Source organism: Pandoraea faecigallinarum, assembly GCF_001029105.3.
Classification (GTDB): Bacteria; Pseudomonadota; Gammaproteobacteria; order Burkholderiales; family Burkholderiaceae; genus Pandoraea; species Pandoraea faecigallinarum.
On sequence record NZ_CP011807.3, the window covers coordinates 4167209 to 4183508 of the forward strand.

Sequence of the window (16300 nt, forward strand, 5' to 3'; positions counted from 1 at the left end):
GCGCGGCATATCGCGAGTAGGACTGAATATCGATCGGGGTTTCGGGTGAACTCACTGGCGGGGTTCCGGTCAGCAAAGGATGAAGAGACTTTCGCATGCTTTCCCGGGCGCAATGAAGCGCCGGATCACACGTCTGTTTCCGCGACAGCCGGGCCATCGGGGGGCCGTGGGCTTGTGTTACAGTCTTTGCCACAGAAACTACCACATTCCCTCGTAGACGCGCAGCATGACCGACCGTAAGCCGCCCGCCTCGCCCACTGCGACCCGGTCCTGGTTCTCGTCACTGCCGCGTGGCTTGCGCCTGGGCCTGGAATGGCTGCTGGCGCTCGTCGTCATCGTCTATTTCGGGCTGGGCGCCGTCGTCCTCGCGACCCGGTACGTCATCCTTCCCCGCGTGTCCGACTACCGCCCGCAAATCGAGGCAGCGGCAACGCGCGCCATCGGGCTTCCCGTCACCATTGGCCGGATCGACGCCGTCTGGCGCGGCTGGCACCCTTACCTGACGCTGGAAGACGTGCGCATCACGCCCCCTACGCCTGCCGACACGCGCCCGGCGAGCTACGCCCCGCCGGGCGCGCCGCCGCCGGTCGAGCCGAGCCTGACGCTGCACCGGCTCGACGCCGTGCTCTCCTGGACCAGCCTGCTCCACTTCGACCTGCGTCTGGCGAATCTCACGCTGTACGAACCGGATCTCACGGTCGAGCGCCGCGCGGACGGCTCGATCCTCGTCGCCGGAATGCCGGTGTCGGGCAACGGGAAAACGAACGACACACAGGCGGCGGACTGGCTCATGCGTCAGGCGCGCGTCGTCGTGCGTGACGGCACGGTCCGCTGGCGCGACGCGACACGCGACGTGCCGGAGCTCGTCGTCACACAGGTCAACGCCATGCTGCGCAACCGCGGCTTCGAGCATCGCATCGGCGTGCAGGCAACGCCGCCGCAGGGCATCGTCGCGCCGCTCGACATTCGAGCACGTTTCACGAATCCCCTGTTCGCGCGTCCGGGTGAAGTCAAACGCTGGCGCGGACAGATTTACGGGGATGTCGGCACGCTCGATCTGGCCGAACTGGCGCGCTACGTCGAGCTTCCGGGCAAAGACTCGCGCGGACGGGTCGCCGCGCGCGCATGGGTCGATTTCGACGGCGGCGCGATCACCGGCGCGACGCTGCGCGCGGCGGGGGCCGACACGTCCGTGCAGTTGGCCGACGATCTCCCGCCGCTCACCTTCGATGCCACGCAGGGCCGCATCGATGTCACCCGTATCGGCGCTCAAGCCGACGCGGGCTGGAACCTGCGCGCGCGCGAACTCAGCCTGCGGGCGACCGGCAGACCGACGCTCGACGTCCCGGACCTGACCGGCAGCTTCACGCCGGGCAGCACCGAGCGCGGTCTGCACCTGGCCGTTGCCGGGCAGCGCTTCGACATCGGGGCGGCCATGGCGCTCGTGCCGTCGCTGCCTGTCGATCAACAAACGCGCGACACGCTCGCCAGTTTCCGCCCGCGGGGCCGCCTGGCGAACTTCGACGTCAACTATCAGGCGCCCAAGCCTCACGGCCCGACCAACTGGCGCGACCTGCCGGGCATCAAGCAACTGCCGCCCGAGCGCGAGCGTTACCGCATCGTTGCGGATTTCGAGAATCTCGGCCTCGACAGTCAGCCAAGTCAGCATCCCCCGCCGCGCCCGGATTCACCCAACGCGGGACGTCCCGGCTTCGCCAACCTGAGCGGCCACATCGAGGCCGACCAGACACGCGGCAGCCTCTCGCTCAATGCGAAGAATGCAACGCTCGATTTCCCGGGCCGCTTCGACCAGCCGCGCATCGATCTCGACACGCTCACGGCAAGAACGTCGTGGCGCATTTCGCACTCGGCGACCCGGCGCGACGCGCCGGCAAACGTGCAGGTGCGCCTCGATGCCGTCCACCTGCAAAATGCCGAACTCGCGGGCGATGTCAGCGGCACGTGGCAGAACGGCGGCAAGGGCAACGGCATCGTCGACCTGAAAGGGACGATTGCACGGGCGAACGCCAGCGCGGTGCCGCGCTATCTGCCCACGGACATCGGCGCGAGCGTGCGCGACTATCTCCAACGTGCGCTGACGGCGGGCATGGTGCAGAACGCGCCGTTCGCGGTGCAGGGTGATCTCGAAGATTTCCCCTACGGCAAGGGCGGCGGCAAGTTCCGGGTCGACATTCCTCTGGTGGACGTCACCTTCAACCCGTCGCCGCTGCGTCCCAGCCATACGGAAGTCTGGCCGCCGTTCGAGAAAGTGCGGGGCAATCTGCGCTTCGACGCCGACAAGCTGCACATCGCCATCGACAGCGGATCGGTGTATGGCGTCACGCTCACGCAGGTTCAGGGCGACATCAACGACATCGGTCAGGACGACTCCACGCTTACCCTCAAGGGCGACGCACGCGGCCCGGCGATGGACTTCGTCAAATACCTGAACAGCAGCCCCGTCGGCCACTGGATCGGCGACTTCACCGACGAGACGAAGGCAAACGGCAACACGCAGCTCGCGATGCAGTTGTCGATGCCGCTGGAGCATACCGACCGTTCGAAGGTGACGGGGCGCGCACGCTTGCTGCGCAACGACATTACGCTCATCAACGGCCTGCCAACCTTCGGCGCGGTGGACGGCGAGCTGGCCTTCACCGAGCGGGGCATCTCGCTCGACAATCTGCGCGGCACGTTCCTCGGCGGCGACGTTCGCGCCTCGGGCGGCAGTCGCGACGATGGCACTATCGTCCTGAACGTCAACGGCCAGATGAGCGCGCAGGGGCTGCGCGAGAACCGCGAAAACGCCACGCTGGCCCAGCTGGCCAAGCGCATGACCGGCAGCACGCCCTACACCGCGACGGTCACGGTGCGCCAGGGCATGACGGACGTGGCGGTGCAGTCCACTCTCGCGGGCCTGGCCGTGAACCTGCCTGCGCCGCTGGGCAAGAGTGCCGAGACGTCGCTGCCGGCACGCTTCACGATGCGTCCGCAGGCGAGCCCGTCCGGAGCCGGCGCCACGGCGGGACGCCGGATCGATACGCTCGACTTCGCCATCGGCAGCGTGCAGGCGAATTACGTCCAGCAGCGCAATGGCAACCGTGTCGATGTGCTGCGCGGGGGCATCGGCATCAATCAGCCCGTTCCTGCGCCGCGCGAAGGCGTGCAGGCGAGCGCCCAGTTCGACACGCTCGACGTGGACGCCTGGCGCAACGTGATCGCCTCGCTCGGCAGCGACGCGGTGCCCCCCGGCACGCAGGGCACGCCGCCCGCGCCTGCCGCCACGGCCGCCGCCGCACGCGACGAATTCGGCGCCCTCACGCCGTATCTGCCCACGCGGCTGGCGTTGCATGCCAAGCAGGTGCGCCTGCTCTCGCGGCAGTGGCCGGAACTGGTGGTCGGCGCGCAGCGCAACGACCGGGACTGGCAGGTGAGTCTGGCCTCCGAACTGGTCTCGGGGTTCGCCGAGTGGCAGGCGCCGAGCGACAGGAATCCGTCGGGCGCGATCCGTGCGCGTCTGGCCAAGCTGGTGATCCCGCGCGAAGACCATGGCAGCGACGTGCTCACGCAGGTACTTGACGAGCCGAGCGACGAGTTCCCGGCCATCGATATGGTCGTCAACGATTTCGTGCTGCGCGACAAGCCGCTCGGACGGCTGCAACTCAACGCCCACAACGACACCGAAGACGGTGTGCCGGTATGGCAACTCACAAAGCTGGAACTGAGCAACAGCGCCGCCACGCTCGACGTGAAAGGCAACTGGCGCACGTCGCGCCGCCGCGCCGCGCAGGCCGGCAGCGGCGAAGACGTGCCACGCCGGACCGTGCTCGATTTCAATCTGGATGTGAAGGACGCCGGCGGCCTGCTCGACCGCCTCGGCCTGCCCAAGACGCTCAAGGACGGCTCCGGTACCGTCTCGGGCCGCTTCGGCTGGCGCGGCGGGCCCGATGCCATTGACTATCCGACACTGGGGGGTCGCGTGACGATCGACCTCAGGCGGGGACAGATCCTGAAGGCCGACCCGGGTCTGGCCAAACTGCTCGGCATTCTCTCGGTGCAAACGCTCGCGAAGATCCTTACGTTCGACTTCAACAGCGTCATCGGCAGCGGCCTGCCGTTCGACGGCATCGACGGCAATGTGACGATGCAGGCGGGCGTGGCCAACACCAGCGACCTGACGATCAACGCCAACGCCGCGACCATCAAGATCGACGGACATACCGACCTCGCGCGCGAGACGCAGGACCTGAACGTGCTGGTGCTGCCGAAGATCAACGCGGCATCGGCCTCACTGGCGTGGGCGATCATCAATCCTGCACTGGGTATCGGATCGTTCTTCGCACAACTGGCGCTGGGCGACCAGCTCTCGCGCACGCTCTCGACGACCTATCATGTCACCGGTTCCTGGGACAATCCGGTCATCGGACAGGACAGCGGCAATAAGAGTAAGATCGATGCATCCCCGGAGAACCGGCCGGCGGCGCAAAATGTCCAGCCGGCCGGCATGCGCGGCAACTGAGCGCAGCCCCCGGAAATCGACACCGCAACGATCATCGCCCCGAAACCCGCTATTTCATGACGAGTCCCGACACGAAGTCAGCCACCGCGCCCGTGCGCGTTGCCGCCGCACAGATGGTGAGTGCGCCGGACGTGGAGCGCAACCTGCGTGAAGCGGCCCGGCTGGTGGCAGATGCCGCGCAAGCCGGCGCGCAACTGGTGCTGTTGCCCGAGTATTTCTGCTACATGGGCCAGCGCGATACGGACAAGCTCGCCCTGCGCGAAACGCCGGGGAGCGGCCCGATTCAGGACTTCCTGGCCGAGACGGCCCGCCGGCATGGCGTGTGGCTCATCGGCGGCACGCTGCCGCTGGCCGCCCCCGAGCCCGAGCCCGAGCGCGTGCTCAACACAACGCTGGTCTTCGCGCCGGACGGTACCCCGGCCGCGCGCTACGACAAGATCCACCTGTTCAACTTCGTCAAAGGCGAGGAAGCCTATGACGAAGCCCGCACCATTCGCCCGGGCGACACGGTGCGGACTTTCGATGCGCCCTTCGGACGCGTCGGGCTCTCGGTCTGCTACGACCTGCGTTTTCCCGAGTTGTACCGTGCCATGGGCGACTGTACGCTCATGGTCGTACCCGCCGCCTTTACCTACACAACGGGTCGCGCACACTGGGAACTGCTGCTGCGCGCGCGGGCCGTCGAGAACCAGTGTTACGTGCTCGCATCCGCGCAGGGCGGACACCACGAAAACGGGCGGCGCACCTGGGGGCATTCCATGCTGGTCGATCCCTGGGGTGAAATCGTCGCCCAGCGCGAAGCCGAAGGCGCCGGCGTGGTCGTCGGCGAGATCGACCCGGCGCGGCTCGCCGGCGTACGCCAGAGCTTGCCCGCCTGGCGGCATCGCGTGCTGCATGGCTGAAGTCCGGGACACCGGACGCGCCACGGTTGCTATGTTGACTTCGCCAAATTCGCCCTCATTTACCGAATACATTTCTTTGGCCTGACACCGCATGAAAATCATCGACACCGGCATCCAGAATCTGGCCACGGCCCGCGAGCTGCTGCTCACGCCGTACGGCCTCGACGAAAGCCATCTGCAACGTGCACTCGGCGACATCTTCACGCACCGCGTGGATTACGCCGACCTGTACTTCCAGTACACGCGCAGCGAAGCGTGGAGTCTCGAAGAAGGTATCGTCAAGTCCGGCTCGTTCTCGATCGATCAGGGCGTGGGCGTGCGCGCCATTGTGGGCGACCGCACGGCGTTCGCCTACTCCGACGACATTTCCGAAATCGCCCTCAAGGACGCTGCCGCCGCCACGCGCAGCATCGCGTCGGCCGGGCGCGGGCGTGTGAAGGTGGGCAACCGGCTCGCCAGCGCCAGCGGCCACGGGCTGTACCTGCCGTCCGACCCGCTCGCGTCGCTCGATGCGAACGGCAAGGTGGCGTTGCTCGAACGTATCGAAAAACTCGCCCGGGCTCGCGATCCGCGCGTGTCGCAGGTCATGGCCGGTCTGGCAGGCGAATACGATGTCGTGCTCGTGGCGCGCAGCGACGGTGTGATCGCCGCCGACGTGCGTCCGCTCGTGCGCGTGTCGGTTACCGTCATCGTCGAATCCAATGGCCGCCGCGAAATCGGCAACAGCGGCGGCGGCGCGCGTCTCGACTACGGTTACTTCACCGACGATCTGCTCGAAAAGTACGTCAAGGAGGCCGTGGACGGCGCCATCGTCAAGCTCGACGCCCGTCCCGCACCAGCCGGTGCGATGACCGTCGTGCTCGGACCGGGCTGGCCCGGTGTGCTGCTGCACGAAGCCGTCGGCCACGGGCTGGAGGGCGACTTCAACCGTAAGGGCTCGTCGGCCTTCTCGGGCCGTCTGGGCGAACGTGTCGCCGCCAAGGGCGTGACGGTGGTCGACGACGGTACGCTGTCGAATCGCCGTGGCTCGCTGAACGTCGACGACGAAGGCAATCCGACACAGTGCACCACACTGATCGAAGACGGCATCCTGAAGGGCTACATGCAGGACAGCCTCAATGCGCGTCTCATGAAAATGCCGGTCACCGGTAACGGCCGCCGCGAATCCTATGCCGCGCTGCCGATGCCGCGCATGACCAATACGTACATGCTCGGCGGCGACAAGGATCCCGAGGAAATCATCAAGTCGGTCAAGCGCGGCTTGTACGCGGTGAACTTCGGCGGCGGCCAGGTCGACATCACCAACGGCAAGTTCGTGTTCTCGATGTCCGAGGCCTACATGATCGAAGACGGCAAGATCACGTATCCGGTCAAGGGGGCCACGCTGATCGGCAACGGCCCCGAATCGCTCAAGGACGTGACGATGATCGGCAACGACATGTCGCTGGATTCGGGTGTGGGCGTGTGCGGCAAGGAAGGTCAAAGCGTGCCGGTAGGTGTCGGCCAGCCGACGCTGCGCATGGAAAACATGACGGTCGGCGGTACGGCCTGAACGGACGGGACAGTTCCCACGTGCGCGGCGGAGGCTATCGAATTGCGCACCGCAAAAAATGCGTAAAGCATAGCAAGGCGCCTGGGTCGAACCGGGCGTTTTCGCATGTTTTCGAAAAAACCAGATTTTTTGACGCAAAACGAACATTGAAAACGCGGCGTTTCCGCGCGTTTTTCCGTCCTCCAGCGGTGTCACGCGGTTGCAGCGCCATACGATTGAGCGTATAAAGTTGTTTCTGTGTACGGCGAGCCGCCGTCAAAGCAATGTCCAAGACATCCTTCATGACCGCCAATAAGTTTTACTTTTACTTTTTTGCGTATCTCACACCGCTGGCGGATGGAGAGGGACAGTTGCAGCAGTAAGCACCGAACGAATCCTGAAAAACCGCCAGCGAGTCTGGCGGTTTTTTTTTTACCCCGAATCCCGAGAAACGAACCGCAGTCCGAACTGCCCAGGAGAAAAAACATGCCTCCCCACAACACCGATGATGTCCGTATTCGCGAACTGAAGGAACTGACGCCCCCGGCGCACCTGATTCGCGAATACCCGTGCTCGGAAAAGAGCGCCGACCTCATCCATCGCTCGCGCGGCGCCATCCACCGCGTGCTGCACGGCATGGAAGACCGCCTCGTCGTCATCATCGGACCGTGCTCGATCCATGACCCGAAAGCCGCGCTGGAATACGCCGCGCGCCTGGTCGAACAGCGCGAACGGCTCAAGGGCGAACTGGAAATCGTGATGCGCGTGTACTTCGAGAAGCCGCGCACGACGGTGGGCTGGAAGGGTCTGATCAACGACCCGCACATGGACAACAGCTTCAAGATCAACGACGGCCTGCGCCTGGCGCGCGAACTGCTCGCCCAGATCAACGAGATGGGTCTGCCGGCCGGCACGGAATACCTCGATATGATCAGCCCGCAGTACATCGCCGATCTCGTGTCGTGGGGCGCCATCGGCGCACGCACCACCGAATCGCAGGTGCACCGCGAGCTGGCCTCCGGTCTGTCGTGTCCGGTCGGTTTCAAGAACGGCACCGACGGTAACGTGAAGATTGCCGTGGACGCGATCAAGGCCGCCTCGCAGCCGCACCATTTCCTGTCGGTGACGAAGGGCGGGCACTCGGCCATCGTGTCGACCGCCGGCAACGAAGATTGCCATCTGATCCTGCGCGGTGGCAAGGCGCCGAACTACGACGCCGCCAGCGTGCAGACGGCCTGCGACGACATCGCCAAGTCGGGACTGGCCGCGCGCGTGATGATCGACGCATCGCACGCCAACAGCCAGAAGAAGCACGAGAACCAGATCCCGGTGTGCGAAGACATCGCCCGCCAGATCGCCGGAGGCGACGACCGCATCATCGGTGTGATGGTCGAGTCGCACCTCGTGGCCGGCCGTCAGGACCATGTGCCGGGCAAGGAACTGACGTACGGTCAGAGCGTCACCGACGCCTGCATCGACTGGGAAGACAGCCTGAAGGTGCTCGATACGCTGGCCGAAGCCGTGCGTGCACGTCGCGTGGCTCGCGGCGCGGGTAACTGATGTGACGGGCGGCCCGGGTGACGCTCGGCCGCCCTTCCGCGCCCTTTCGCGCCCTTTCGCGTCCTTTCGCCGACCGTCAGGCGTTGCGTTCGGCCCGGTCGCGCTGCCACAGCACGTCGGCGCCGCCACCCGCGCGATTGAGTACGCGGGCCAGCACGAACATCAGGTCGGACAAGCGATTGACGTATTGACGCGGCGCAGGCGCGACCGTCTCTTCCGCGCCCAGCGCCACCATCGCGCGCTCGGCGCGCCGTGCCACGGTCCGTACGATGTGCGCGAGCGCCGCCGCACGCGTGCCGCCCGGCAAAATGAATTCCTTCAGACGCGGTAAATCGGCGTTGTAATGCGCCAGCCACTCGTCGAGTTTGGCGACGTGAGCGTCGCCCAGCAGCGTGTGGCGCGGCATGCTCAACTCGCCCCCGAGATCGAACAGGTCGTGCTGAATATCGATCAGCATGGCGCGTACATCCTGCGGCAGGTCTTCGCACAACAGCACGCCGATATGCGAGTTGGTCTCGTCGACCTCGCCGATGGCGACGATGCGCAGACTGAACTTGTCGACGCGCGCGCCGTCGCCCAGTCCGGTCTTGCCGCCGTCGCCCGTACGCGTGACGATCTTGCTCAAACGATTCCCCATCTTCTGACCCTACCTCTTGCGGCATCTCTCGCCCGCCCGTGCCTGTCGGGCTTCCGGACGGTCTGCCATTTTGGTTGAAAGTAACCGTGCCGACACCCGCTGCTCATTTTTCAGGCAATTCCGATGGCGTCCATGCACGGCAAGTCCGTATGATATGACGCAAAGTGTGGGGAAAAACGCCGTCACGGCGTAAAATCCCCGCTCATGAGGTGTCAGGGCGTGCACCGCGCGCCCGAGACCCCGCCCGATATGGTGTCCGCCCACGCCCACCGGCAACGGCGGCCCGGAGACCCGAAGGAGAAAGCCGTGAATCACCCCCACCTGCCGTTCGCCGCCAAGCGTCCGTTTCCCGGCGCCCTGCTCGCCGAGCTGCAAGCCCTGCTGGGCGAGCGTGTGAGCACCAAGGAGGCGCTGCGCGAACATCACGGCCGCGACGAGTCTCCGTTCGACCCGATGCTGCCCGATGCGGTCGCGTTCGCGCACAGCACGGAAGAGGTCTCGCAGATCGTCAAACTCTGCGCCAGATACGACGTCCCCATCATTCCTTACGGTGCGGGCTCGTCGCTCGAAGGGCATCTGCTCGCGGTCGAGGGCGGCCTGTCGCTCGATCTCTCGGAGATGAACCGGATCGTTTCCATCAACGCCGAAGACCTGACCGTCACCACCCAGCCGGGCATCTCACGCAAGGCACTGAACGAAGCGCTGCGCGATACCGGCCTGTTCTTCCCGATCGATCCGGGAGCGGACGCCAGCATCGGCGGCATGTGCGCCACGCGCGCCTCGGGCACGAACGCCGTGCGCTACGGCACCATGCGCGAGAACGTGCTGGCGCTCACCGTGGTGCTCGCCGACGGTCGTGTGATCCATACCGGCACGCGCGCGCGCAAGTCGTCGGCCGGGTACGATCTCACCCGTCTGTTCGTCGGCAGCGAAGGCACGCTCGGCATCATCACCGAAGCTACGGTGCGTCTGTATCCGCAGCCGGAAGCCGTATCGGCCGCCATCTGCTCGTTCCCGAGCATGACCGATGCCGTGAACTGCACCATTCAGACGATTCAGTTGGGCGTGCCCGTCGCACGTGTCGAATTCGTCGATGCACTCGCCGTGCGCGCGATCAACAAGCACTCCAGGATGGAATTGCCCGAGACGCAAACGCTGTTCTTCGAATTCCACGGCAGCGAAGCCGGGGTGAAGGAACAGGCGCAGACGGTCGAGGAACTTGCCAAGGAAAACGGCGGTACCGGCTTCGAATGGGCCACGCGCACCGAAGATCGCAATCGTCTGTGGAGCGCGCGTCACAGTGCGTACTTTGCGATGCTTCAGTTGCAACCGGGCAGCCGTGCCGTCACGACGGACGTGTGCGTGCCGATCTCGCGTCTGGCGGAGTGCGTCGGCGAGACGGAAGAGGATTTGAAAGGCTCCTACCTGACGTGCCCGATCGTCGGCCACGTGGGCGACGGCAACTTTCACGTGGCGATTCTGATCGATCCGGACAAGCCGGAAGACATCGAAGAAGCCGAACGCCTGAATCGACGTATCGTCGATCGCGCGATCCGCATGGGCGGCACGTGCACCGGCGAACACGGGGTGGGCCTGCACAAGATGGGCTTTCTCGTGACCGAACACGGTGAGGACGCCATCGACGTCATGCGAGCGATCAAGACATCGCTCGATCCTCACAATCTGCTGAACCCGGGCAAGATTTTCCGGCTGCGTGCTGCGGGCTGAGCGCCGCATGAACGCGCCTCTGACGCCGCAAGGCCAGCCCAATGCCCCCGGCTCGACGCCGGCGGGCACCGCGTTCGACGCTCCCAACGACGCCGATGCGCTCGCCGCGCGTCAGCGTCAGTTGCTCGAAGCGCTCGCCCGGATTTTGCCACTGCACTGCATCCTGCACCGCCGCGAAGACACCACGCCTTATGAGTGCGACGGCCTTGCCGCGTATCGTCGCGTGCCGCTCGCCGTCGTGCTGCCCGAATCCGAATCGCAGGTGCAGCGCATCTTGCAGGCATGTCATCAGCTTGGCATTCCCGTGGTGCCGCGCGGGGCGGGCACGAGCCTGTCCGGCGGCGCCATGCCGATCTCGGACGGACTGGTGCTTTCGCTCGCGAAATTCAAGAAGATCGTGGAAGTCGACCCCTACGCGCGCACGGCCACGGTGCAACCGGGCGTTCGCAATCTTGCGATCTCGGAGGCAGCCGCGCCTTACGGGCTGTATTACGCGCCCGATCCGTCCTCGCAGATCGCGTGCACCATTGGCGGGAACGTGGCGGAGAATTCCGGCGGCGTGCATTGCCTTAAATACGGGCTCACGGTGCATAACGTACTGCGCGTGCGTGCCATTACGATGTCGGGCGAAGCCATCGAATTCGGCTCGCTCGGGCCGGACGCCCCCGGGCTCGACCTGCTCTCCGTGTTCATCGGCAGCGAGGGGATGTTCGGCGTCGTCACCGAGATCACCGTCAAGCTCGTGCCGCGCGCACAGACGGCGCAGGTCATCATGGCGAGTTTCGACGACGTCGAGACGGGTGGCAATGCCGTTGCGGCCATCATCGCCGCCGGCATCATTCCGGCCGGGCTGGAAATGATGGACAAACCCGCGACTCGGGCCGTCGAGGAGTTCGTGCATGCGGGCTACGACCTCGATGCCGCAGCGATCCTGCTGTGCGAATCGGACGGCACGCCGGAAGAGGTCACCGAGGAAATTCTGCGCATCTCCCATGTACTGCGCACGTCGGGAGCCACGCGTCTGCAAATCTCCCGCAGCGAGGAAGAGCGCCTGCGCTTCTGGTCCGGACGCAAGAATGCGTTCCCCGCCGCCGGGCGTATCTCGCCGGACTACTACTGCATGGACGGCACCATTCCACGCCGCGCGATTGGGACATTACTCAAACGCATCGAAGGCCTGGAACAACAATATGGGTTGCGCTGTATTAACGTCTTTCATGCGGGAGACGGGAACATGCATCCGCTCATTCTTTTCAACGGCAACGACCAGGACGAATGGCATCGTGCCGAAGCGTTCGGTTGCGACATTCTCGAGGCGTGCGTCGAGCTCGGCGGCACGATCACGGGCGAGCACGGCGTCGGCATCGAGAAGATCAATTCGATGTGCGTCCAGTTTTCCGCGCAGGAGCGCGACGCATTCTTCGGGGTGAAGCGTGCGTTCGATCCGGTCGGGCTGCTCAATCCGGACAAGGGCATTCCGACACGCGCACGCTGCGCCGAATACGGCAAGCTGCATGTGCGGGGGGGAATGCTGCCTCACCCCGACCTGCCGAGGTTCTGACATGCGCCCGCTGTCGGAATGGCTGCCGCACGACTGGCGGCAGCGGCTCTACATCATCATCTTCGAAGCCGACACGCGCGAAGGCCGGCTGTTCGATATTGCGCTGCTCGTCGCCATCGTGCTCTCCGTGCTCACGGTGGTGGTGTCGAGCGTGCCCGCGGTACAGGCCACGATGCCGATACCGATGGCCATTCTGGAATGGTTCTTCACGCTGCTTTTCACTGCCGAATACATTGCACGGCTGTTGAGTGCGCACCGGCCGATGCGTTATGCGCTGTCGTTCTACGGGATCATCGACCTGTTGGCCATCTTGCCGACGTATCTCGCGATACTCGTGCCGGAGTTGCATGGGCTGATCGACGTGCGTCTGTTGCGTCTGATGCGAGCGTTCCGGATTCTCAAGCTCACCGCGTACGTGAACGAAGCGGGAATTCTCAGCATCGCGCTGTACAACGCGCGTCGCAAGATCCTGGTGTTTCTCGGATTCATCTCGATCATCGTGGTGATCTTCGGCACGCTCATGCATATCATCGAAGGCCCGGAGCACGGCTTCACCAGCATTCCCGTGGGCATCTACTGGGCCATCGTCACGCTCACGACCACCGGCTACGGCGACGTCGTTCCCGTGACCGGCCTGGGCAAGGCGATCACCGGCTTCGTGATGCTGCTCGGCTATAGCGTGATCGCGATTCCGACCGGCATCATGGGCGCCGAAATTCATTCGGCCATGCGCAGAAAGCCCATCACCACGCGCACCTGCGGCCAATGTCAGACCGAAGGACACGATCCCGACGCGCGCTTTTGCAAGCATTGCGGAAGCGAACTGGGGCCCTACCAAACCGATACGGCACCGCCGCCCGAACCGAGCTGATGACCGACACGAACGACACCATCGAGAATTTCCGCGCCGTCATCGAACAGGCGACGGCACGTCGCGCACCGCTCCAGCTTCGCGGCGGCGGCACCAAGGCGTGGTACGGCCAGCAGCGTGTGGGCGACGTGCTCGACACACGCGCCTACAGCGGCATCGTCGCGTACGATCCGGCCGAACTGGTCATCACCGCGCGCTGCGGCACACCGCTGGCCGAGATCGAAGCCGCCCTCGCCGAACGCAGTCAGTTGCTGCCGTTCGAGCCGCCCTACTTCGGACCGGGCGCGACCATCGGCGGCGCCGTGGCGGCCGGGCTGGCCGGCCCGCGCCGCAGCGCGGTCGGCGCCGTGCGCGACTTCGTGCTCGGTGCCCGGCTGATGGACGGCCGCGGGCATGTGCTGAACTTCGGTGGTCAGGTAATGAAAAACGTTGCCGGGTACGACGTCTCGCGCATGCTCGCGGGCTCGCTCGGCACGCTGGGGTTGATTCTGGAGGTCTCACTCAAGGTGCTGCCGCAGCCGTTCGCCGAACTGACCCTGCAATTCGAGATGAACGCCATCGATGCGGTGCGCAAGCTCAACGAATGGGGCGGCCAGCCGCTGCCGATTACCGGCAGCGCGTGGCGCAGCGACTTGCTGGTGATTCGTCTGGCCGGCGCTTCCGCGGCAATCAAGGCCGCGCGCGTGAAGATGGGCGGCGAACTGGTCGATGCAATCCACGCGGCCAAGTTCTGGCATGCCATTCGCGAGCAGACGGACAATTTCTTCGCCGACGCAGGCCCCGGGCAGGCACTGTGGCGGCTGGCCGTGCCGTCGACGGCGGAGCCGCATCGTCTGCCAGGCAAGCAATTGATCGAGTGGGGCGGCGCGCAGCGCTGGTGGATCACCGATGCCGACGCACAGATCGTGCGCTCTGCGGCACGGCAGGACGGCGGTCATGCCACGCTGTTCCGCTACGGCGAACCGGGAGTCAGTGTCTTCACGCCGCTGCCCGCGCCGGTCATGCGCATTCACCGAAATCTGAAGTCGGTGTTCGATCCCGCCGGCATCTTCAATCCGGGACGGATGTACCCGGAATTCTGAGGGTGCGCCTGCGCCGCACCCCGCTCAGCCGTTCGTGTCGAGCAGGCGAATGACTTCGGCCGCCAGCGTGCGCACTGCCTTGTCGACCTCGCGCGTGAACGGTTGCCCGCCGTTGATCCGCAGGAAATTGTCGTAACGCGCCGAATTCGAGAACAGGCTGCCCGGCGCGACGCGAATCCCCTTCTCGAGCGCGGCATCGAACAGCCGCTCCGAACTGACGCCTCCCGGCATTTCGACCCACAGACTCAACCCGCCGGCCGGTTGCGTGAGACGTGTGCCCGCGGGGAAATACGTCGCGATCGCCTCTGCCATTGCCGCGCGATGTTCGCGCAGCATGGCCCGCAAGCGGCGCAGGTGGCGATCGAAGCGAGGCGAATCCATGAACTCGCCCATCGCGATCTGCGCGAGCGCCTCGTTCGGACGCGTCTGCGCATATTTCAACATCTCCACCCGCCACTGCCACTTGCCGCCGGCGATCCAGCCCAGGCGCATACCGGGCGCGAGGGTTTTGTGCAGCGACGCGCAGTGAATCACGTTGCCCGTCGTATCCCATGACCGGATGGCGGCGGGAACGTTGCCGTCGTCGCCCAGCGCGGAATAGGTATCGTCTTCGATGATCGCGATGCCGCGCGCCTCGGCCCATTTCACGAGTTGCGCCTTGTGCGCATCCGGCATCACCGATCCGAGCGGGTTCTGGAAATGCGGCACGACAATCACCGCCTTGATGTTCTCGTAGGTCTGGCTCGCCAGTTCCAGTGCGTCTAGCGAGATACCGGTCTGCGGACTCGTCGGAATTTCGAGCGCGCGAATGCCCATGCTCTCCAGCGTCTGCAACAACGCGTAGTACGTCGGCGATTCGACGGCGACCACGTCGCCCGAACTGGCTACGGCGCGCAGTGCGAGATTGATCGCCTCGATACATCCGTGCGTGACGACGATTTCCTCGGGATTGATGTTCATGCGCGCTTCGAGCGCACGCCGGGCAATGGCCGAGCGAAAACGTGACTCTCCACCGCCCGGTGGCGGTGTACCGAATAGCAACGGGTTGTCGCGCAGCGCACGCATCGTCGCCTGACGCAGTTCGTTGACCGGATACAGCGACGCGGAGCCGTGCGCGACCGCGAGGTTGATCTTGACGTCCGCCTGAAGGCCCCTTGCCAGGATCGACGATACGCGTTGGTTGATGCCCACGTACTGCATCAGGTCAGGCACCCACGGGCGCGGCTCCGCCATCGGCGCGAGGCTCGCCCGTGCCGGCATGCGCACGAAGTAGCCCGAACGCGGCCGCGCCTCCAGCAGGCCCTGCGCTTCCAGATGACGGCACGTCTGCAACGCCGTCGACAGGCTGACCTGATGCCGCTCCATGAGCGCTCGCACGCTGGGCATGCGCGTGCCGGGTTCGAGCGTACCGGCATCGATGGCGTGGCGATAGCGCTCCGCCAACTGGCGATAGAGGGGGATGCGCCCCTCGGCGACGACGGGCGCCACCGGCGATGCCGCGGAGCGCATCGGGGGTGTCTCGTCGGAGACCAGGAGATCGGGATTGGGGGCGTCCATGCGCAGATGATCGGCCATTGCGCGCGACCATAACAGATACAGATTTGGAGATTTGGCATCGTAACAGATCGTCCGATGCCCATCTGTTGCGGGCCAAACAGCGTGACGGTGTGCCTACTGGGGCGGCCGTGCCGTCAGTACGCTGGAGTCATCGGTTCAGCGCTCCGGAGGCCATCATGGCAACGCCCCTTGTCCCCACATCCCCCACATCCCATGTTTCGTCGAAGGCTCCCGCCCGGTGCATCGACGTCACGCTCGTGCGCGGTCAGTCGTTCCACGGGTACTTGAGCCGTGGCACGGTGCTTCACGTCCGGACCGGCCACGCGGTACTCACCCCGCGTCGCGCTGGCTG

Annotated in this window: 10 protein-coding genes; 8 read left to right on the forward strand and 2 right to left on the reverse strand. The window is 65.3% G+C overall.

Going from position 1 to position 16300, the window contains the following annotated elements; translation table 11 throughout:
- The first annotated feature begins 226 nt into the window (after positions 1–226).
- From AB870_RS18255 to aroG, 4 genes are all read left to right on the forward strand, one after another.
- Entirely contained in the window at positions 227–4519 is a 4293-nt protein-coding gene (locus AB870_RS18255) for a YhdP family phospholipid transporter (protein ID WP_053059432.1), read from the forward strand.
- Between the two features lie 56 nt (positions 4520–4575).
- Positions 4576–5421: a carbon-nitrogen hydrolase family protein gene (locus tag AB870_RS18260; protein ID WP_047905795.1), complete on the forward strand. Its 846-nt coding sequence runs from the start codon at positions 4576–4578 to the stop codon at positions 5419–5421.
- A 91-nt stretch (positions 5422–5512) separates the two neighbouring features.
- Positions 5513–6973, forward strand: a complete 1461-nt coding sequence (gene tldD / locus AB870_RS18265) for a metalloprotease TldD (protein ID WP_047905796.1) — start codon at positions 5513–5515, stop codon at positions 6971–6973.
- 465 nt (positions 6974–7438) lie between these two features.
- Positions 7439–8512, forward strand: a complete 1074-nt coding sequence (gene aroG, locus AB870_RS18270) for a 3-deoxy-7-phosphoheptulonate synthase AroG (RefSeq protein WP_047905797.1) — start codon at positions 7439–7441, stop codon at positions 8510–8512.
- Between the two features lie 76 nt (positions 8513–8588).
- On the opposite strand, the gene AB870_RS18275 is transcribed toward aroG, so the two are convergent.
- Positions 8589–9149 carry a cob(I)yrinic acid a,c-diamide adenosyltransferase gene (locus tag AB870_RS18275; protein WP_047905798.1) on the reverse strand — a complete coding sequence of 187 codons (561 nt, stop codon included), beginning with the start codon at positions 9147–9149 and terminating at the stop codon, positions 8589–8591.
- Positions 9150–9455: 306 nt separating this feature from the next.
- On the opposite strand from AB870_RS18275, the gene AB870_RS18280 reads away from it, so the two are divergent.
- From AB870_RS18280 to glcE, 4 genes are read left to right on the forward strand one after another with little or no spacing between them, the layout of a single operon-like run.
- The gene (locus AB870_RS18280) at positions 9456–10877 is read left to right on the forward strand and encodes an FAD-binding oxidoreductase (protein WP_047908392.1); all 1422 of its coding nucleotides are present in this window, start codon (positions 9456–9458) and stop codon (positions 10875–10877) included.
- A 7-nt stretch (positions 10878–10884) separates the two neighbouring features.
- Positions 10885–12438 carry an FAD-linked oxidase C-terminal domain-containing protein gene (locus tag AB870_RS18285; protein WP_237169983.1) on the forward strand — a complete coding sequence of 518 codons (1554 nt, stop codon included), beginning with the start codon at positions 10885–10887 and terminating at the stop codon, positions 12436–12438.
- Between the two features lies 1 nt (position 12439).
- The gene (locus tag AB870_RS18290) at positions 12440–13309 is read left to right on the forward strand and encodes an ion transporter (protein WP_047905799.1); all 870 of its coding nucleotides are present in this window, start codon (positions 12440–12442) and stop codon (positions 13307–13309) included.
- Positions 13309–14391, forward strand: a complete 1083-nt coding sequence (gene glcE / locus AB870_RS18295; RefSeq protein WP_047905800.1) for a glycolate oxidase subunit GlcE — start codon at positions 13309–13311, stop codon at positions 14389–14391. The genes AB870_RS18290 and glcE overlap by 1 nt, the downstream gene beginning before the upstream one ends.
- Positions 14392–14415: 24 nt before the next feature.
- Here glcE and AB870_RS18300 read toward each other — a convergent pair whose 3' ends face one another.
- Positions 14416–15900: an aminotransferase-like domain-containing protein gene (locus AB870_RS18300; RefSeq protein ID WP_047908394.1), complete on the reverse strand. Its 1485-nt coding sequence runs from the start codon at positions 15898–15900 to the stop codon at positions 14416–14418.
- Between the last annotated feature and the right edge of the window lie 400 nt (positions 15901–16300).